The 18,896-nt window shown below is 30.5% G+C and carries 19 protein-coding genes; 8 read left to right on the forward strand and 11 right to left on the reverse strand.

Annotated elements, in window-relative coordinates; genetic code table 11:
* Nucleotides 1-8: 8 nt before the first annotated feature.
* The 4 genes from HA140_RS00350 to def are packed head-to-tail and all read right to left on the reverse strand — an operon-like array spanning nucleotide 9 to nucleotide 3,310.
* A complete protein-coding gene (locus tag HA140_RS00350; RefSeq protein ID WP_209039231.1) occupies nucleotides 9-1,991 on the reverse strand; it encodes an ABC transporter ATP-binding protein/permease in 1,983 nt (660 codons plus the stop codon).
* A 42-nt stretch (nucleotides 1,992-2,033) separates the two neighbouring features.
* On the reverse strand, nucleotides 2,034-2,312 hold the full coding sequence (locus HA140_RS00355) for a hypothetical protein (RefSeq protein WP_209039232.1): 279 nt from the start codon (nucleotides 2,310-2,312) through the stop codon (nucleotides 2,034-2,036).
* A 46-nt stretch (nucleotides 2,313-2,358) separates the two neighbouring features.
* Nucleotides 2,359-2,700, reverse strand: coding sequence for a histidine triad nucleotide-binding protein (locus HA140_RS00360; protein WP_209039233.1), 342 nt, complete (start codon nucleotides 2,698-2,700; stop codon nucleotides 2,359-2,361).
* A gap of 4 nt (nucleotides 2,701-2,704) precedes the next feature.
* Nucleotides 2,705-3,310 (reverse strand): peptide deformylase, encoded by a 606-nt coding sequence (gene def, locus HA140_RS00365; RefSeq protein WP_209039234.1) that lies wholly within the window; start codon nucleotides 3,308-3,310, stop codon nucleotides 2,705-2,707.
* A 75-nt stretch (nucleotides 3,311-3,385) separates the two neighbouring features.
* Between def and HA140_RS00370 the strand changes: the two genes are divergently transcribed.
* The gene (locus tag HA140_RS00370) at nucleotides 3,386-5,311 is read left to right on the forward strand and encodes an alpha/beta hydrolase family protein (protein ID WP_209039235.1); all 1,926 of its coding nucleotides are present in this window, start codon (nucleotides 3,386-3,388) and stop codon (nucleotides 5,309-5,311) included.
* On the opposite strand, the gene HA140_RS00375 is transcribed toward HA140_RS00370, so the two are convergent.
* From HA140_RS00375 to sufB, 4 genes are read right to left on the reverse strand one after another with little or no spacing between them, the layout of a single operon-like run.
* The gene (locus HA140_RS00375) at nucleotides 5,308-6,561 is read right to left on the reverse strand and encodes a SufS family cysteine desulfurase (protein WP_209039236.1); all 1,254 of its coding nucleotides are present in this window, start codon (nucleotides 6,559-6,561) and stop codon (nucleotides 5,308-5,310) included. The two genes, HA140_RS00370 and HA140_RS00375, sit on opposite strands and share 4 nt — an antisense overlap.
* Nucleotides 6,561-7,778: a SufD family Fe-S cluster assembly protein gene (locus HA140_RS00380; protein ID WP_209039237.1), complete on the reverse strand. Its 1,218-nt coding sequence runs from the start codon at nucleotides 7,776-7,778 to the stop codon at nucleotides 6,561-6,563. The genes HA140_RS00375 and HA140_RS00380 overlap by 1 nt, the downstream gene beginning before the upstream one ends.
* 4 nt (nucleotides 7,779-7,782) lie before the next feature.
* On the reverse strand, nucleotides 7,783-8,568 hold the full coding sequence (sufC, locus tag HA140_RS00385; protein WP_209039238.1) for a Fe-S cluster assembly ATPase SufC: 786 nt from the start codon (nucleotides 8,566-8,568) through the stop codon (nucleotides 7,783-7,785).
* A gap of 21 nt (nucleotides 8,569-8,589) precedes the next feature.
* On the reverse strand, nucleotides 8,590-10,032 hold the full coding sequence (gene sufB, locus HA140_RS00390; protein ID WP_209039239.1) for a Fe-S cluster assembly protein SufB: 1,443 nt from the start codon (nucleotides 10,030-10,032) through the stop codon (nucleotides 8,590-8,592).
* Between the two features lie 95 nt (nucleotides 10,033-10,127).
* On the opposite strand from sufB, the gene HA140_RS00395 reads away from it, so the two are divergent.
* The 5 genes from HA140_RS00395 (at nucleotide 10,128) to HA140_RS00415 (ending at nucleotide 15,028) form a co-directional block, all read left to right on the forward strand.
* Complete coding sequence (locus HA140_RS00395; protein ID WP_209039240.1) at nucleotides 10,128-10,481, forward strand: hypothetical protein; 354 nt, start codon at nucleotides 10,128-10,130, stop codon at nucleotides 10,479-10,481.
* 269 nt (nucleotides 10,482-10,750) lie between these two features.
* Nucleotides 10,751-11,851: a DUF4912 domain-containing protein gene (locus HA140_RS00400; protein WP_209039241.1), complete on the forward strand. Its 1,101-nt coding sequence runs from the start codon at nucleotides 10,751-10,753 to the stop codon at nucleotides 11,849-11,851.
* Nucleotides 11,852-11,863: 12 nt separating this feature from the next.
* A complete protein-coding gene (locus tag HA140_RS00405) occupies nucleotides 11,864-12,034 on the forward strand; it encodes a hypothetical protein (RefSeq protein WP_209039242.1) in 171 nt (56 codons plus the stop codon).
* A gap of 32 nt (nucleotides 12,035-12,066) precedes the next feature.
* Nucleotides 12,067-13,704 (forward strand): alpha-D-glucose phosphate-specific phosphoglucomutase, encoded by a 1,638-nt coding sequence (locus HA140_RS00410; protein WP_209039243.1) that lies wholly within the window; start codon nucleotides 12,067-12,069, stop codon nucleotides 13,702-13,704.
* A 34-nt stretch (nucleotides 13,705-13,738) separates the two neighbouring features.
* A complete protein-coding gene (locus HA140_RS00415; protein WP_209039244.1) occupies nucleotides 13,739-15,028 on the forward strand; it encodes an AAA family ATPase in 1,290 nt (429 codons plus the stop codon).
* Here HA140_RS00415 and HA140_RS00420 read toward each other — a convergent pair.
* Nucleotides 15,025-15,681, reverse strand: a complete 657-nt coding sequence (locus HA140_RS00420; protein WP_209039246.1) for a 4'-phosphopantetheinyl transferase family protein — start codon at nucleotides 15,679-15,681, stop codon at nucleotides 15,025-15,027. The two genes, HA140_RS00415 and HA140_RS00420, sit on opposite strands and share 4 nt — an antisense overlap.
* Between HA140_RS00420 and bcp the strand changes: the two genes are divergently transcribed.
* Nucleotides 15,681-16,148, forward strand: a complete 468-nt coding sequence (bcp, locus tag HA140_RS00425) for a thioredoxin-dependent thiol peroxidase (protein WP_209039248.1) — start codon at nucleotides 15,681-15,683, stop codon at nucleotides 16,146-16,148. The two genes, HA140_RS00420 and bcp, sit on opposite strands and share 1 nt — an antisense overlap.
* Here bcp and HA140_RS00430 read toward each other — a convergent pair.
* Nucleotides 16,145-16,834 (reverse strand): type III pantothenate kinase, encoded by a 690-nt coding sequence (locus tag HA140_RS00430; protein ID WP_209039249.1) that lies wholly within the window; start codon nucleotides 16,832-16,834, stop codon nucleotides 16,145-16,147. The two genes, bcp and HA140_RS00430, sit on opposite strands and share 4 nt — an antisense overlap.
* Nucleotides 16,835-16,849: 15 nt before the next feature.
* Entirely contained in the window at nucleotides 16,850-17,572 is a 723-nt protein-coding gene (locus HA140_RS00435; protein WP_209039251.1) for a phosphoadenylyl-sulfate reductase, read from the reverse strand.
* 95 nt (nucleotides 17,573-17,667) lie between these two features.
* Here HA140_RS00435 and HA140_RS00440 point away from each other — a divergent pair, with 95 nt between their 5' ends.
* Nucleotides 17,668-18,849: an NAD(P)/FAD-dependent oxidoreductase gene (locus tag HA140_RS00440; protein WP_209039253.1), complete on the forward strand. Its 1,182-nt coding sequence runs from the start codon at nucleotides 17,668-17,670 to the stop codon at nucleotides 18,847-18,849.
* Nucleotides 18,850-18,896: the final 47 nt, after the last annotated feature.

The raw sequence follows: 18,896 nt of genomic DNA on the forward strand, positions 1-18,896 counted from the left end.
TTTTTTGGTTAATCCTTAAAATTATACTTATCAGAAGTCAATAATTTCCAGTCTCCTTGTCCATTTAATTCTAAAATATTCTCGTGAAAATCTTTTAAACTAGGTCTATGGCCAACACTGATAAGAGAAAGTTCTCGTTCCTTTAGTAAACTATATAGTTTTTTTTCAGTATTAATATCTAAAGCACTTGTTGCTTCATCAAGTACTGCAAATCTTGGAGAATTTAGTAAGAGTCTTGCAAAAGCTAATCTTTGTTGCTCGCCTAGGGAAAGAATTCGTGGCCAATCTTGTTTGATATCAAGATTAGGATAACGATCCACTAAGGTTTTTAAATTTACTTCATGAAGTACAGAAGTAAGGTGTTCGTCGCTAAACTTCTTAACTTCTGTGGGATAACATAATTGTTCTCTTAAAGAACCAAGTAACATATATGGTTTTTGAGGTATGAATAATAATTCCCCAATTTTTGGTTTTTTAATTACTCCCTGATCGGGTTCCCATAAACCACTAATCATTCTTAGTAAAGATGTTTTTCCGCATCCAGATGGTCCAACAACCAAGAGTGATTGCTTATTGTCGATGCTCAAATTTAAATTTTTAATTATTGTTTTATTTGATCCAGGTGGGCAAAGGTCAGCATTATTGATAAGAATTGAGGGGTAATTTGAAATAACATTTTGATTGCTTGTTGGGTTGGTTTGACTAATGGATTCAACTTTTGATTGGAATCCTTCTAATCTGCCAATACCGGCAGTAAATTTTGCAAGTTCTTCGATTTGATTAACAATAAAAAATAACGAACCTTCAACCATTCCAAATGCAAAGCTTGCCTGAATAAAGCGTCCATAATCAATATCACCTTTAAAGTAAGGGATTGCCATTATTAAATATGGAAAGAAATTTCCAGCATAATTAATGGATCTTCTCATTACGTCTATTATTACTCTCCATATAATCAGTAAATTAAAGTTTCTCACTACTTCTCCTAAGCGTCTTTCAGTTTCACTTCGCTCAGGATTCTCCCCAGAGTAAAAGGCTATTGATTCAGCATTATCTCTAATATGTACTAATCCATATCGAAAATCTGCTTCATATCTGAGTTGATCAAAGTCAATCTTTACAAGATTTTTTCCAGCAATTAAAAGTATAGAAGTTGCAAATGCAGCGTAACCAAATAAAGAAAAAGTAAGCGTTGTACTAATACTCCATAAAATAAGAATATTAAGTGAAAATGTTAGTAGGGCATCAAAAATGCCTAATGTGAAAGAAAGACTTTGCCCGGTAAAAGCTCGAGTATCATCTGTGATTCTTTGATCAGGATTATCTACATCGGTTTGTTCTTCATCATTGGGATTTAATTGGTAATAAGCTTTATTAGTCATATAATCTTTGACTAAACTTTTTGAAAGCCATTCTCTCCAAATTATTCCTAATTTATATGTAAAAAATATTTGGGAAACACGTATTGGTAGAGCCACAGCAAAACAACAAGCGTAAATTCCCAATATCCGATAAAACCCATCTTCTTGTTTTTCTACTAAAGCATTTGTTAAATCTCTCGCAATGAAACCAATACCAGCGTTTATTCCGTTTACAGCTAAAAGCATTAATACAATTATCGCAAGGAATAACCAATGCAACCATCTACGGTTTTTTAATTGACGTCTTAAGCTAAAAAAGCTCCCTGATCCAATTAGAAATAAGGCAGAGAAAAGTAATCCCCAGCTTCCAGCCCATATTGAATTGACAGTACTTACTACACCTCCAAAATACTTTTCAAGAAAAATTGGTTGAAAGCTTTCAAAAAAACTGATAATTCCTGTAAGACCAACAAGTACTACTCCACCAACGCAAAATAAAAGAGAAATCAAAAGCCATATGAATTGAAATCCATTACATTGGTCTATGGGAAGAAAAAAAGGCTGAGATAACTTCCTTAATTTTTGTAATTGGTAAAGTATTTTGGATCTATTATTAACTGCTTTATTCATCACTAGACAGGTTTTATAAGGTAAATTATAACTTTTAGCAGTCTATTGACCAAAACCAATAAATGAAAGTGCCCAGTCAGGTAAATTTAAGTAATGCATTATTGTTGTATCGAATTTATGAACCTTTGGAAAAGATTTATCTAATACCCACCATAAAAGAAAGGGTAGATTAAATAAAATTTGTAATTGCCATTTATAAGTTAAAACTCTCCAAATTTTAATTAACTTAGTTTTGAGTGAATCGTCTAGCTCTTCCCAATTTTTTGATATTAAATTGAATAAGTTGTTAGATTTTGTATTTAAGGAATCTGGTGTATTCATTTTGTTTTTTCTTATTTATAACCCATAAACACTTCTTTCGAGAGTTTTAACCTGGGGGCCAATTCATTTTTCTTCCAGATAAAAAATGAATATGTAAATGAAAAACTGTTTGCCCCGATTCTGATCCAGTATTAATAACTGTTCTCCAATTAGTTAAATTTTTTGATTTAGCTATTTTGCTACCAACAAAAAGTAAATGCCCTAATAAATTTGCATCTTCTTCAATACAATCTAATAAACTAACAATTGGCTTTTTGGGAATCACTAAAAAATGTACTGGTGCTTGCGCTTGTATATCATTAAACGCAATACATAACTCATCTTCATAAAGCTTATCGCAGGGTATTTCTTTATTAATTATTTTTTGAAATATTGTAGTTTCTGTCATTAGATTAATTAATAGAAATTACGTCTTTTTCGTTAAACCCTTCCTTTATAAGTTCTTTGTTCAAATCATCTTTTGATGTAACTCTATCAACAAATAATATTCCGTTTAAATGATCCAATTCGTGTTGAATACACCTCGCTAGAAGTCCATCTGCTTTCATTTTACGTGGTCTCCCCATTTCATCTCTAAATTTTAATTTTATAGTTGAAGGTCTTACTACATTCAAATAGACGCCAGGTATACTCAAGCAGCCTTCTTCGTATGAATTAAGAGTTGTTCCAAAGTCTGTAATTTCTGGATTAATTAATATTAGAGGTTCTGCTGCTGAATCTTCAAAATTTACATCTATAACAAGAAGCTCTTTGTTGATACCAATTTGAGGTGCGGCAAGTCCAATTCCTTTAGCTGCATACATGCTTTGAAGCATTTCTCTAGCAAGTTTTCTGATTGATTCGTCAACCTTAGTTATTCTTTTAGAATTTTGTCTTAATACATCATCACCAAGTTTATAAATGTCTAGAGATGGCTTACCTGTTTGTTCTTTTGAAATTTTTTCTGAGCTTCCATTTGTTCTTGACTTTTTTGCAAGTTGTGAAAAATGGTTTGCCACGTTAAAAAGTTTTTAATTAAGAGTTTAGCTATAAAAATATTAGCACTTTAATTTACTTTCTTTATAGTTTTTTAAATGAGTAATGATGATAAGTTAAAAGTTAGGCAAACTGAATCTAAAAAAAAAGCTTTTAAGGAATTAACTATTATTAGGGATATCATTTTTTGGATTGATGTTGTTGGTGAAGGTCAAAATGAAAATGCCATTTTTGCAAGACCATTTAATGACAAAGGAGCGTTTCCTCAGAAATTAACAAGCAAAAAATATAATATTAAAAATAATTTTCATGGATATGGTGGTAAATCTTATAAATGTATAAATTTTAAAAATAATTTTTATTTGATATGGATAGATCAGATTACCAAGGCAGTATGGTTTCAAATTTTTAAAGAGGCAACGTCAACTTATAGAAGCCAAAATAAATATCTCGTTTCAATTCAAGAACCTAAGCAACTCTCTAAATCAATTGATGGAAATTTTGATTCTTCATTTGTCATTTCTGAAAAAAATGTATTGTATGGTATTTGCGAAATAAATAATAGAGATTATTTATTTTCTTTAAATTTAAAAAAAACTAAACAAGATATTAATCAAATAAAAAAATTTAAAAATTTTGCTGGAGAATTATCTTCTAATACATCTGCTAACTTACTTTCTTGGATAGAGTGGGATACTCCTTATATGCCCTGGGAGAAAAATGAGCTGTTTTTTGCTCAAATAAATTTAGATGGCAAGATACAAAAAATAAAAAAATTCAAAAATAACTTGATAAATTCCAAAAAAAACGTTTCTTTTTTTCAACCCTATTGGATAAGTGAAACACATTTGGTATGTTCTGAAGATAGTTCTGGATGGTGGAACTTATTGTTTTTAGATGTTAGTGAAATTGAGAATATTTTTATTAAGAAAAGAGTAGAGAGAGACTTGATTGAATATGGAGCACCACAATGGGTAACTGGAATAACATTCTTTTCAGGGAATATAAAAAATTTATTTTGCTTAGCAAAAAAAGAAAATAATTTAATAGTGGAACAATATAAAGATCTTGAATTTGTTAAAGAATTTTCTACTCCTTTTACCTCAATAAGTGATTTCAGTGTTTTTCAGGAAAAAGTTCTTTTTAAAGGTTATGGATCTGATTTTTTTGGAATTGTATTTGAAATTGATTTTGCAAAAAAAGTTTTATCAAATTTTTCTGAGCAGATATTTTTTGATCATATAAAAGATTGTTCAAAACCTGAAACATTTTGGTTTAAAGGTTTTGAGGCTCAATCTACCCATTCTTTTCTTTATAAGCCGCTTGTTGAAAAATTTAGAAAGCCACCGCTCCTTGTTAGAGCACATAGCGGACCAACTTCATGTTTTGATGGATCATATAATTCTGAAGTTCAATATTGGACATCTAAAGGATTTTTTGTTGCTGAAGTCAATTATGGAGGATCATCAGGATTTGGCAAAGCATATAGAGAGAGGTTGAATTATAAATGGGGTATTGTTGATTCTTATGATTGCAAAGCACTAGCCCTTGAATTGATTAAATCAAATAAAGTTGATAGTGAAAAAGTAGTAATTTTTGGGAATAGTGCTGGTGGGTTAACTGCTTTTAATTGTTTATTATATGGTTCTATTTTTACAGCAGCAATTTGTAAATATCCTGTTATTGATTTGAAGGATATGCATTACAACACTCATAGGTTTGAAAAAGATTATTTAAATTCTTTGGTAGGAAATTATGCAAAAAACCATGATGATTATATAAATAGATCACCAATAAATCATATTAACAAAATAAAAAAACCTATCTTATTGTTTCATGGAAAAAAAGATACAGTTATTTCATATAAACAAACTTTGAAAATTCAAGAAATTTTGATTCAGAATAATAAATATTCAGAAGTTATTTTTTTTGATAATGAAGGGCATGGTTTTAGAAATATTGAAAATAAAGAATTAGTAATGCAAAAATCTCAGGAATTTTTAAAAAATGCTCTGAATATTTAAGAATTGATTTTTAGAAAATTAATAGTATCTTTTAATTTTTCTATAAACATATCAATTTCTTCCTTATTGGTTGTGAAATTCATGCTGATCCTAGCCGTTGATTTAATTCCAATGTATCTGTGAAGAGGTTGACAGCAATGGTGGCCACTTCTTATGCAAATTCCTTTTAAATCAAGAATTTCAGCAATATCATTTGAATGTATATTTTTTATATAAAAGGTGGCAAGTGAGGCTCTGTCTGGATCTATCTCTGGCGATGGACCTATGATTTCAATATCTTCTATTTTAGTTAATTTTTCAAATAAATATTTAGTAATAGTCTTTTCATATTCATGAATTTCATTCAATCCAATATTGTTAATATAATTAATTGCTTCTGCAAGACCTATTGCTTCTGCAATGGCTGGAGTTCCAGCTTCAAATTTGTGTGGTAGTTCTGCCCAAGTACTTGTCTCTTCAAAAACATCTTGAATCATTTCGCCACCTCCAAAGAGAGGAGGAATTTTTTCTAGGATTTCTTTTCTTGACCAGAGGAAACCAATACCTGTAGGGCCACAAAGTTTGTGTCCTGATCCAGCTAAAAAATCTATATTAAGATCAATCACATCCAGTTTTTGATGAGCCAAACTTTGGCATGCATCTATTAATACTAAAGAACCTTTTTGTTTAGCTAATTTAGTTATTTCTTTGATTGGATTACAGCAACCTAGAGTATTACTAATATGTACTAGGCTAACAAGTTTAGTTCTAGATGTTAGTTTTGATTTAAAGTCGTCTATATCTAATTTTCCATCTTTATCTATACCTATAAATTTTAATTTGCATTTATTTTTTGCTGCAACCATTTGCCATGGAACAATATTGCTATGATGCTCCATTATTGATAAGAGAATTTCATCGTTTTCTTTTAATGAATATTCGCCCCATGATCTAGCTACTAGATTGATTGCTTCAGTAGCATTTCTTGTGAAAATAATTTCTTTTGTTGAATTCGCTTTTATATATTTGCTAATTAAATATCGTGCATTTTCAAATTCTTCTGTTGCTTTAGCACTTAATTGATGTGCCCCTCTATGTACATTGGCATTAAAGTTTTTGTAATATTCATTAATTTTTTTTAAGACTTGTATTGGTTTTTGTGTTGTCGCAGCATGATCTAAATAAATAATTTGCTCATTACTTTTTAAGTTCTTATTTAAAAGAGGAAAGTCTTTCTTCGTTATTTCAGGAAAATTTTGAATCGTTTCCATTAATTCTCATTTAAAAGTTTATCAAGCAAATCCCATCTATCTTTTGAAATGGGAATAAATGAAATTATTTCTTGAAAGTAAGAACTTAATTGTAGTTTACTTGCTTCTGTTAATGTGATCCCTCTTGTTCGCATATAAAAAAGTTCTTCTTCATTTAGTTGCGAAATAGTAGCTCCATGTTTGCATTTGACATCATCAGCAATTATTTCTAATTGAGGTTTGGTATCTATTTGCGCGAGATTTGATAAAAGTAAATTTCTGCTTAATTGGGAAGCATTAGTTCTCTGGGCAATTTTCGGAACTATTATTGAACCTTCAAATATTGCATGTGATTTATCATCAGCAAGTGATTTATTAATTTGATCTAGAAATCCATTTGGGCCATTAAAGTCTATTTTTGTATAGGTTGAAATTTGCTCATCTTTTTTTGTTATTTGCATACCTTTGATATTTGTCTTAGCGTTTCCCGCAGATTGTTTAATACTAATTTCAAATCTCGCGTAATTGAATTTGAAATGTAAAGATCCTAAGTTGTATGCACTATTTTTTTGTTGAATTACATTGAGAGAATTTAATAAATTTGATCTGTTTTCACCGTAAGAAACAACACCATGATTTACGGAACTATTTTCATTTAAGCAAAAGAAAGTTGATTGCGATAATGAAGAGTTTTCTTTACCAAGATTTACTTGTAATAATTCAATATCACAATTTTTTTCTAAAAATATAACGAGAGTTTTTGCGTTTAAAGAATTACTTGATGAATGACTAAAAATTTCAATAGGAGGAATTTTTGATCCATTTATTTTTAATCCCAAAATATTATTTTTACAACTCAAAGAAAGATTTAGTAGGTCACTCCAATTTTCGTTTTGCTTAAAAAAAGATATCTGTTCCTTGATATATTTTTGTAATTCATCCTCACTTAATTGCTGTATTGAATAATTTTTTTCTATTAATTTAATTTGGCAATTTTCACCAATTATTAATCTAATAGTACTTTGAGAATCTTTCGGATATGGAGTATCAAATTTTGAATCTTTTTCATTAACTGAGTAATCTAAAAAGTTTGAAAATTTTGATTTATTTGAAAGTCTCCATAGTTCACTTTTAGGATTAGGGAGAGGACTTGATTGTAATTTGTGAAGACAGATTTTTTGTATTTCTGTTAGGTTTTCATCCGATTTATTAGTTTTTATTTTTTCAATAATTTCCATTTTTTTATGTCTTTTTTATAAAGTTATCAGTCCATTCATACCCTTTTTCTTCAAGCTCTAGAGCAAGATCACTCTCACCAGTTTTTATAATTTGTCCGTCTGACATAACATGGACATAATTTGGTTTAATTTCATCTAATAATCTTTGATAGTGGGTGATAAGTATAATTCCAGTTTGTTCATTAGATATTTTTTTAATTCCTGATGCCACTATTCTTAGAGCATCGATATCTAGACCAGAATCGGTCTCATCTAATATTGCTATTTTAGGCTCAAGTAAAGCCATTTGCAGAATTTCATTTCTTTTTTTTTCACCTCCGGAAAAGCCTTGGTTTACACTCCTTGATAGGAATGCATGATCCATTTTCACAATTTCTAACTTTTCTTTAACTAATTCTTCAAAATCAAAAGTATCCAATTCTTCTTTGTTGAGGAATTTCCTTCTTGCATTAGTTGAAACTCTTAGAAACTCAAGATTACTTACACCTGGAATTTCAATTGGATATTGAAAACCAAGAAAAATTCCTGATTGAGATCTCTCTTCAGGTTCTAGAGAGTTTATGTTTTCACCTAAAAATTTTATGTCGCCATTTGTAATATTATACGAGGGATGTCCTGCAATGATTTTCGAAAGAGTACTTTTGCCACATCCATTTCTTCCCATAATGGCATGGATTTCTCCAGGATAGACAGTAAGTGAAACCCCTTTTAAAATTGGAAGATTATCAGTAGATGCAGAGAGGTTTTCAACTTCTAAAATTGGATCTGATTCTTTCATTTTACTTTGCATTTCAGTTTAGAAATTGATTAATTAACCTACTGATCCCTCTAGTTTAAGTGCCAGTAACTTATCTGCTTCAGCAGCAAATTCCATAGGCAATTGATTAAATACATCTCTGCAAAAACCGCTAACCATCATAGATACAGCCTCCTCAAATTCTATACCTCTACTTTGGAGATAAAAAAGTTGGTCTTCTGAGATTCTACATGTGCTTGCTTCATGCTCAATTTCAGAATTAGGTTGTTGGGATTTGATGTAAGGGAACGTATTTGCAGAAGCTTGATCCCCTATTAACATTGAATCACATTGACTGTAATTTCTTGATCCTGTTGCTTTTGTTCCCATTTTGACAAGACCTCTGTAGCTGTTTTTTGATTTACCTGCACTAATACCTTTGCTAACAATGGTTGATTTGGTATTGGGACCAATATGAATCATTTTTGTGCCGGTATCTGCTTGCTGAAGATTATTGGTGAGAGCCACTGAATAAAATTCTCCTACAGATTCTTCCCCTAAAAGAAGACAGCTCGGATATTTCCATGTAATTGCCGACCCTGTTTCAACTTGAGACCAGCTAATTTTACTTCTCTTGCCTAAACATTTTCCTCTCTTGGTGACAAAATTAAAAATTCCGCCAATACCTTCTTCATCACCCGCATACCAATTTTGTACTGTTGAATATTTTATTGATGCGTCGTCTAATGCAATAAGCTCTACAACTGCTGCATGTAGGGTATTTGTATCAAACATTGGAGCTGTACAACCTTCAAGATAACTTACAGAACTTGATTCTTCAGCAATGATTAGTGTTCTTTCGAATTGTCCTGAATCTCCACTATTAATTCTGAAGTAGGAAGATAGATCCATAGGGCAGGTAACACCTTTTGGGATATAAACGAAAGAACCATCACTAAAAACTGCTGAATTTAGTGCTGCAAAATAATTATCACTAGCTGGAACTACTGTACCTAAATATTTTTCAATCAAATCCGCGTGATTTTTTACTGCTTCACTAATTGAGCAAAATATAACTCCATGTTCAGCAAGTTCTTCTCTAAAAGTTGTGGCTATAGAAACACTATCAAAGACAGCATCTACTGCTACATTTGTGAGTTTTTTTTGCTCTGTGAGGGGTATCCCTAATTTATCAAAAGTTTCAAGAAGTTTAGGATCAACTTCATCTAAGCTAGAAATTTTCTCTTTTTGCTTAGGAGCAGAGTAATAAATGATATCTTGATAATCGATTTTGTTATATCCTAATTCTGCCCAATCAGGCTCTTTCATGTTTTGCCATTTTTTAAAGGCTTTTAATCTAAAATCAAGAAGGAATTTGGGCTCTTCTTTCTTCTGTGAAATTAATTTTATGATATCTTCATTTAATCCCTTTGCTATTTTTTCAGTTTCAATATCAGTAACGAAACCATATTTGTAAGGCTCTTTTACTACATCTTTAACTAAATTTTCGTTGACCATGTTATCAAAAATAACTTATTACAATTAGCTTTATATACTTTAACGAAAGATACCCCCAATATTGAGTTTTTTTCCTTTATTAAAACTAAAAATTAATGTCTAATCATCTTGATCCCCTGTCTAACCTATTAAACATAGAAACTATTCAAGAAATTGATAATCTTGATCTACCTATAATACAGAAACATCATTTAAGAATTCTTGCTCATTGCCTTCAAATTTTAAAAATTATCAATTTTGATAATAGTTTGGAATATCGAAATAAAAATCCCCTGAGAGAATGGTGTGATAACCAATCTAAAAAATTTGACGATAAAAAATTTAGTGATCTTTTTTATGAACAGTTAGAGTCTACTTCGAGAAAATTAAGTGCTTTTTCAAAAAAAATTGGTAAAAATATTGAGGATTTAGAGATAGATGATTTAGTACTTCTAGTTGAAAAAGGCTGAATCCTCCTTTAATTGATCCCGAAGAAAAAATATATTTTTGTTGAGTCGTTAACAAATTCAGGTAATAAAATTTAAAAAAAAAGAAAATTAATTTACATTTGACAAATTCCTGAAAATTAATTAATTGCTTTGATACCAATTGTTTTGAAGAGAAATATCAATTTTGATAATTTTTTAGTAGTCAGAGGATCCTGACGACAGGGCAAAAAGACACACAATTCCAAAAAAAAAAGAACATACTGATCCCAAACAAAAACGGAGATTTTAAAGTGGCTGATGGGATCATGAATAAAGATCAATTACTCTCACTTACCCTCAGACAATTACGTCAAGAAGCAAGTAAATTATCAGTTCCTCTATACAGTCGCAAAACAAAAGCTGTTTTAGTTGATTTAATACTCAAATATCAAGAAAAATCTACAAAAAAAACATACACTACACCCCCTGAGTCAAAATCTGAAGAAACTTTCGAGTCCAATGCTTTAAGCAGTAGTGAAGAAGTTAAAACAAACGTAGTTTTTCTTCCCAGAGATCCAGATTGGGCTTATGTTTTCTGGCAAATTTCTGATGCAGATAGAGAAAAAGCACAGTCTTTGGGAGCTAATAAGTTATGTTTAAGATTATTTGATGCATCTGGTTCTGAAGGAAGCAACTTGAATCAAGGAACACTAAGGGAGATAGCAGTTGATAGTTACAGTACAGAATGGTACTTGCCAATCCCACTTGCAGATAGAGATTATAAAGTTGAATTAGGTTATAAATATGGTTTTAACTGGATGTCATTGGCATTTTCTTCGATAAGCCATGTCCCTGGGTCTCATCCTTCTGAGCAAATTCTTGATAAATTTGTACCTTTTAATTTAGATTCTACCTCTGAGTCAATCCCAGATATTTCTAATTCTATTGCCTCAGAACAAAATGGTATGCATGAAAGATTATACCAAGCGGCAACTAACATTCCTCTCAGAAGAAAAGTTGGTTCTGAAGAATTTATGGAAAACGTAAATTCAACAAACCTTAATGATAATCTTACAGACTCAGGTGCTGGTAAATGGTCATCAGGCTTGAATGATTCTGGAAGCGGAATTGTTAAAAATAGATCTTTTTGGCTCGTCGCTGATGCTGAATTAATTGTTTATGGAGCTACAGAGCCTTCTGCAAAACTGACTATAGGTGGAGAAGATGTACCTCTTGCTGCAGATGGTACTTTTAGAATTCAAGTTCCATTTAGAGACGGGACTCAAAAATATGATATTAAAGCTGTTGATGTATCTGGTGAGCAAGAAAAAAGTATTTCAATGAAATTTGATAGAACAACACCTCTTGACGATACTAATGAAAAAGATAATGCTGAGACTGAATGGTTTTGATCAATTAAATTAATGCTAAAAAAAATTGTAGCTTTTACTCCATTGTTTGGGGCATTAACGTTTCCACTAATAGTTCCAATTACAATTTCTAAATTTGGTGTTAACTATGGAATTATTAGTGCATTATTAATTTCATCATTATGGTTTATCGCTATGTTAAGAACTTCCGAAATGCCTCATTAATTTAGTTAGATTTTTGGAAGTTTCTTAAAAATATGAATCAAGTTAGTGTAATTAATATCAATTCTCCTTTTCTAGATCAAAAACCAGGTACCTCTGGATTAAGAAAAAGTACTTTAAAGTTTCAGGAAGAACATTATCTAGAAGTTTTTATTGAAGCAATCTTGCAATCATTAGAAGATTTAAAATGTTCAACATTAGTAGTTGGCGGTGATGGCAGATATGGCAATATTGAAGCAATAGAAAAAATTGTACAAATATGTATTGCTCATAAAGTTCAAAAGGTTATTGTTCCAAAATACGGTTTATTATCTACTCCTGCGACATCACATTTAATTAGAAAAGAAAACGCTATTGGTGGAATTATTCTTTCTGCAAGCCATAATCCAGGTGGGATTGATGGCGACTTTGGAGTCAAATTGAATATCTCTAATGGAGGCCCAGCGCCTGAGATAATTACTAATAACATTTTCAAGGCTTCACAATTACTCACTAGTTATAAAATTTGTAAAATTCAATTACCTGATTTTAGTGAATATGGAACTTATCCTTACGGTGAAACCACCTTAGAAATTATTGATGGATTAACAGATTATTCTAATCTGATGGAGAAAATTTTTGACTTTGATCAAATTAGTGATTTTTTAAAAAAAGACTTCTCGTTAATCTTTGATGCAATGAATGCGGTTACAGGCCCATATGCAAAAAATATTTTTGTTGAAAAAATGGGTCTTCCATCTGATTGTGTCATGAATGGTAACCCGTTAAAAGATTTTGGAGGTTTACATCCTGATCCTAATCTTACTTACGCATCCCACTTGGCTGATTTATTACTAAATAAAAAATCTTATAGTTTTGGTGCTGCATGTGATGGAGATGGAGATAGGAATATGATTTTAGGAAGTGGATGTTTTGTAAATCCTAGTGATAGCCTTGCAGTTATAACTGCTAACACAAAATGTGTCCCAGGTTATAAAGATGGTATTACAGGTGTTGCACGATCCATGCCAACCAGCTCAGCGGTTGATAATGTTGCCAGAGTATTAAATATACCTTGTTTTGAGACGCCTACTGGCTGGAAGTTTTTTGGAAATCTTTTAGATTCTAATTTAATTACTTTATGTGGAGAAGAAAGTTTCGGAACAGGTAGTAATCATGTGAGAGAGAAAGATGGACTATGGGCAGTTTTGTATTGGTTACAAGTTTTAGCTGAGAAAAAATGTTCGGTAAGTGATTTGATGCAGAATCATTGGAAGCAATTTGGTAGGAATTATTATTCAAGACATGATTATGAGGCAATTCCCTCAAATATTGCCAATCAAATATTTGGCAATCTAACTTCTATGCTTGAAAATTTAAAAGGAAATAGTTTTGCTGGCCATTTAGTTAAAGTTGCAGATAACTTTTCATATTTAGATCCCATTGATAATTCCATAAGTAAAAATCAAGGTATAAGATTAGTCCTTGATGATAATTCTCGTGTAATTGTGCGCCTTTCTGGAACTGGAACTAAGGGTGCAACATTAAGACTTTACTTTGAGAAATTTTTTAATCCTCAACAGAATCTTTCGTTAAATCCGCAAATCGCTTTAAGACCATTAATAAATGATTTAGACGCTTTATTAAAGATTTCAAAACTTACTCAAATGGAAACTCCTACAGTAATTACATAGAATTGAAAAAAAATTATTTTTTCATTTTATTTATATGCATTCAGAAAATTTATTTACTAATTATTCTCAAATAGAAAATAATGCACCTTTGGCAGATAAATTAAGACCAAAGAATTTGGATGATTTTTTTGGTCAACAACCAATTTTGAATGAGAATTCGCTTTTAAGAAGTGCAATATTAAACGATAAGATTAGTAATTTTATTTTTTCCGGCCCTCCAGGTGTTGGAAAAACTACTCTAATTGAAATTATTTCCTTTAATACTCGTTCAAAATTAATTAAGTTAAATGCAGTGTTATCAAGCGTTAAAGAATTAAGAAATGAAATTGCTAATGCAAAAGATAGATTAATAAATTCAAAAAGAAAAACAATTTTATTTATCGATGAGGTACACAGATTTACAGCAGTTCAGCAAGATGCTTTATTACCGTCCATAGAAAATGGAACTATAACTTTTATTGGAGCTACAACTGAAAACCCTCTCTTTGCTGTTAATAAAGCACTTGTTAGCAGGTCTCGTATTTTTACTTTGCTTCCTCTGGCAGAAAATGATTTGCAGAAAATAATACAAAAAGTTATATCTCACTACTCTAATAAAAAAGATTCAAAAAAGGTTTATTTAACTCAAGATGCTATAAGTCATTTAATTAAATTTTCTGGTGGAGATGCAAGAACATTAATCAATGCGCTAGAGATGGCAATAGAAACAGCTGCTGAAAATGATGCTAAAGAAATAAATATTAATCTCTCAATAGCAGAGGATGCAATCCAAAAGAAAAATATTGTTTACGACAAAAATGGTCAAAATCATTACGATGTGATAAGTGCCTTTATCAAGTCCATAAGAGGTTCTGATCCAGATGCAACTTTATTCTGGCTTGCGAATATGCTGGAGGCTGGTGAAGATCCTAATTTTATTTTCAGAAGACTACTTATATCTGCCAGTGAAGATATTGGAATAGCTGATCCAAATGCCATAGTAGTTGTACAATCCTGTTCTGATGCGTTTGATAGAGTTGGTTTTCCAGAAGGATTATATTTTTTAACCCAGGCTTCTTTATATTTAGTTATGTGTCCAAAAAGTAATAGCACAAAAAGTATTTTTAAAGCAATAGAAACAATCAAATCTACCAATGCTTTTTATGTTCCACTTCATTTAAAAAATAATTCTAATAGTTATGTAAATCCTCATAATTATCCGGGTAATTGCGTCGTACAAGAATATTTACCCAAATCCTTAAAAGGTTTAAAAATATGGGAACCAAGTAATAATGGATGGGAAAAAACTCAATATGAAGAACTGCTTAGAAGAAAAGAAAACTAAAAATTTTTCGAACAACAAATAATCTCAGGATTAAAAGAAGTTTTTTCTTCGTAGGCTAAAGCTATAGTCCAATTATGGAAGTTAATCTGTGAATAATTTAAATGTATGTTTTTCTTCTTATGAATTAACTTTTTTGGTTTTTCAAAAAATTGCCAATGGTTAATGTCTTTAGCTAATTTCCCATGATCCCATTTTATAGCCGCTTCAACAGCACACCATTGATTTAATATCATATTTTTTGTCAAATAATTATTATGTATTGATTTATTGGTATGAAAAAAATATTTTTCTGCAAATTTTAAATAGTTAAAATCTCTATCTGTTCTCTCAATATCAATTCCTATTTTGCCTTTATGCCAGACAATAGTAATGGCATCTTTACAATGACTTAAACTGATATTTCCCATGCCAGAGGGTAAACTTGGAGGTTCTCCAGGATGAGCATTAATTGGAATATCCAGGGGGTCTAAATCAAAAAGTGTTGAAAGTGAATGTCGCAAATAGGCTCTTGTTTCTAAGAATATCTTTGATCTTGAATTTGTTAGGTTTTTTGCAGTTTGAATTTCTTCTATAGTTGCGACATCTTGCACACCTTTAATCTCATAAAACCAAATTTTTGGTATTTTATATTCATACTCATTTAATAATTTCAATGGCTCTTAAGGTTGGCGACAAAGCACCAGAATTTAAATTAAAAGATTCTTTTGAGAAAGAAGTTTCTCTTAGTGATTTTAAAGGTAAAAGAATAATACTATATTTTTATCCAAAAGATAATACTCCAGGATGTACTAAAGAAGCATGTAATTTTAAAGAGAATTGGGATTTACTCCAAAAAAATAATATTGTTGTGCTTGGCATTAGTAAGGATAATGCATCATCTCATCAGAAGTTTATAGAAAAATTTAATTTACCTTTTATTCTTTTAACTGATCCTGAACCCTTCAAAGTTTCTTCTGATTACGATAGCTATGGATTGAAGAAATTCATGGGAAAAGAATATATGGGAATGATGAGAAATACTTTTTTAATTGACACTCAAGGTAACATCGAAAAAATTTACTTAAAGGTAAAAGCAGCAATAATGGCTGATCATATAATTGCAGACCTAGGGTTAAGCTAATTTTTTGTGGACAGGTGGTGAATAATCATCCCCTCCATAACTAAATTAGGAGCATTGATAATATTTTCTTTTTGAGTCTTTAGAGATTTTGTGAGTAATTGGGAGTCTCCTCCACAGATTATTAAAATATCCTTTTCGGGATTATATAAACTATTAATCACGCCAGTAAGAGAGTTGATTACTCCTTTTAAGATTGCTTCTTCTGTATTAATTAAAAAATCTTTGATCGGAATATCATATTGTTTGGGAACTTTAAGATTTTTTGTATTTTGTTCCATTGATTTTAATTGTGTCAGGAAACCTGGAAGCAGTTGACCTCCAATAATAGATCCATTCGACTTAAATTTTGTTATTGATAATATTGTTCCAAAATCTGCAATTAGCAAATCTTTTTTAAGAGGGTTTTTAATAATTTCTAAAGCGGCAATACAGGCAAGAGCTCTATCAACTCCAAAATAATCAGGAAGATTTGATAACTGAATATCTTTAGTTTTTATTTCATTTTCTTTTTTCAGAAAAAAATTTGGTAGTTTTCCTACTGAAGCCCAAATTAATTTATCAAGATCTATATTTTCGGGAACTTTTTGCTCTTTTTTGGTATGGAAGAATTTAGATTGATTTTTAGAATATTTTGCCCAATGAAGCCTACTATTACCTACTAATAAAAAATTTATATTGGAGACCATTGTTTTATGATCAATTTAATTATTAGTGTGTATTCCACATTCTTGTTTAATCCCCCCAAATCTTGTATCTCTGCCCTTTGCTTCAATACTATCGGGACTGCTTGAATGCCAATCGCCTACAGAAGAATAACCTTTAATAAAAAGTGGATGGGCAGGTAAATTATTCTCTTCCATATAATAAAAAATATCTTTATTTGTCCAATTTAATAAAGGTCTTAAAGAGAGTCTTTGACGTATTACGTCTATCAATTTCATTTTGTTTCTATTTTCTGTTTGACTTGATCTAACACCGCTTGCCCAGCAGAAAATATCATATTTTTCTAGACCATTTTCCAAAGGTTTTATCTTTCTTAATTCATGATACTTATCTAAATCACTCTCTTTATTTGTTTCCCAAAGTTTTCCGTATTTGGCCTCCATTCTTGCTGGAGATAATTCACTTTGTAGAACTTCAACTTCTAAGGATAAATTATCAATAAGCTTTTCAGCGTAATGGTATGTTTCTGGAGCAAGGTAACCTGTATCTATCCAAAATATTTTGATTTTTTTTTGTAGACATAATTTACTTACCATATCTAAAAGTACTGATGACTGTATACCAAAACTTGTTGTAATAGCAAATTGATTATCATACTTTTCATAACCCCATGTAAGCATTTCTTGAGGCTTCATATCTACTAGCTCTTGATTATATTTCCTCAAGTTAGTTGGAATATCTTTGTGGATTTTTTCAATCATTCTTCTGTTTGGTTATGAGTTGAATTTTATTTCGCTCAATTTAAAAATTATTCGTATAGTTTAATAATACATTTACGTATAACAATATTTCTCTAATGAAATCAATACAAAAACCAATAGTAATAGTTGGAGCAGGTTTTGCAGGTATGACATTTGCTTTGAATTTAAAGAATCTTAATCCTTCTTTACCAATTCTTGTGGTTGATTCTGAAACTAACTTTATATTTAAACCTTTAATGTACGAAGTTTTAAGTAAAGAAATAAGCAGTTGGGAAGCCACCCCAAAATTTGCAAATATTTTTTCTGATGCGGGTATAACTTTTTTAAGAAATTGTTTAACCAAGATTTCCTTCAAAGAAAATATTCTTGAATTTAGTGATGATTTAAAATTAAGTTATCAGTATCTTGTCATCTGTACAGGATCTATTCCAAATAGTTTTTTTATAAAAGGTGTAGATGAAAATTGTTATTTTTTTAATGATGTTCACGATCTAAATAAATTAAATGCTTTTTTAAAAAAATCACAAGATACTGCGTCGCATAAAAAGTTATTCATAGTTGGAGGTGGTCCATCCGGCATCGAGTTGGCATGCAAAATTAAAGATATATTTAAATATCAATTTGAAATTAATGTAATAGAAAAATCAAACGAAATCCTCAATAAAAACAAAATTTTTAATAGAGAACAAGCAGAGAAGGCATTAGAAAAAAGAAAAATCAATGTTCTTCTGAATTCTACTGTTAAAGAAGTCTCAGAAACTAAGATTAGTATTTCTAGTGAGGTTGGAATAACTTCCTTGGATAAAGATATCGTTATTTGGACTGCAGGTGTTAAACCTAATTTGTCTTACTTAGAAACTGATCAAATAACAAAAAAATTTGGACGAATTTTAGTAAATAATAATTTGCAAATAGAAAACCATAAAAACTGTTTTGCTATTGGTGATATTTCAATTATTGAGGGAATGGAGGATTTACCCATAACAGCTCAAGTTGCTATGCAGGAAGGAAATCATCTAGCTAAAAATCTAGAACTTTTAATTCAAGGAAAGGATCCTTTACCTTTTGAATTTCAGGACAATGGTGAAATGATTAGCTTAGGTACAGGTGAAGCTTCAATTTCTGGGCTTGGGGTTACTTTATCTGGCAAATTGGCTTTTGAGGCAAGAAGACTTATATATGCCTCCAAGTTGCCTGATATCACGGAAAGCTTAAAATCTGCATCTTCATGGATATTTCAAAAAAAATCTATTTTTCAAAAGTTTCAAAAAAGATAATTCAATTTAAACTTTTTTGAAATATTGTTTTTGGGTATATTGAGTTA

It is taken from the genome of Prochlorococcus marinus CUG1417 (genome assembly GCF_017695975.1).
In the GTDB taxonomy this organism is placed as follows: domain Bacteria; phylum Cyanobacteriota; class Cyanobacteriia; order PCC-6307; family Cyanobiaceae; genus Prochlorococcus_A; species Prochlorococcus_A marinus_AG.

Coding starts and splice junctions, on each gene's coding strand:
- HA140_RS00435 (WP_209039251.1), bottom strand. CDS start 17,572: ATGATTGAAAAAATCCACAAAGATATTCCAACTAACTTGAGGAAATAT.
- HA140_RS00355 (WP_209039232.1), bottom strand. CDS start 2,312: ATGAATACACCAGATTCCTTAAATACAAAATCTAACAACTTATTCAAT.
- HA140_RS00380 (WP_209039237.1), bottom strand. CDS start 7,778: ATGGAAATTATTGAAAAAATAAAAACTAATAAATCGGATGAAAACCTA.
- HA140_RS00350 (WP_209039231.1), bottom strand. CDS start 1,991: ATGAATAAAGCAGTTAATAATAGATCCAAAATACTTTACCAATTACAA.
- sufB (WP_209039239.1), bottom strand. CDS start 10,032: ATGGTCAACGAAAATTTAGTTAAAGATGTAGTAAAAGAGCCTTACAAA.
- HA140_RS00360 (WP_209039233.1), bottom strand. CDS start 2,700: ATGACAGAAACTACAATATTTCAAAAAATAATTAATAAAGAAATACCC.
- HA140_RS00415 (WP_209039244.1), top strand. CDS start 13,739: ATGCATTCAGAAAATTTATTTACTAATTATTCTCAAATAGAAAATAAT.
- sufC (WP_209039238.1), bottom strand. CDS start 8,568: ATGCAAAGTAAAATGAAAGAATCAGATCCAATTTTAGAAGTTGAAAAC.
- bcp (WP_209039248.1), top strand. CDS start 15,681: ATGGCTCTTAAGGTTGGCGACAAAGCACCAGAATTTAAATTAAAAGAT.
- HA140_RS00370 (WP_209039235.1), top strand. CDS start 3,386: ATGAGTAATGATGATAAGTTAAAAGTTAGGCAAACTGAATCTAAAAAA.
- HA140_RS00395 (WP_209039240.1), top strand. CDS start 10,128: ATGTCTAATCATCTTGATCCCCTGTCTAACCTATTAAACATAGAAACT.
- HA140_RS00375 (WP_209039236.1), bottom strand. CDS start 6,561: ATGGAAACGATTCAAAATTTTCCTGAAATAACGAAGAAAGACTTTCCT.
- HA140_RS00430 (WP_209039249.1), bottom strand. CDS start 16,834: ATGGTCTCCAATATAAATTTTTTATTAGTAGGTAATAGTAGGCTTCAT.
- HA140_RS00410 (WP_209039243.1), top strand. CDS start 12,067: ATGAATCAAGTTAGTGTAATTAATATCAATTCTCCTTTTCTAGATCAA.
- HA140_RS00405 (WP_209039242.1), top strand. CDS start 11,864: ATGCTAAAAAAAATTGTAGCTTTTACTCCATTGTTTGGGGCATTAACG.
- HA140_RS00440 (WP_209039253.1), top strand. CDS start 17,668: ATGAAATCAATACAAAAACCAATAGTAATAGTTGGAGCAGGTTTTGCA.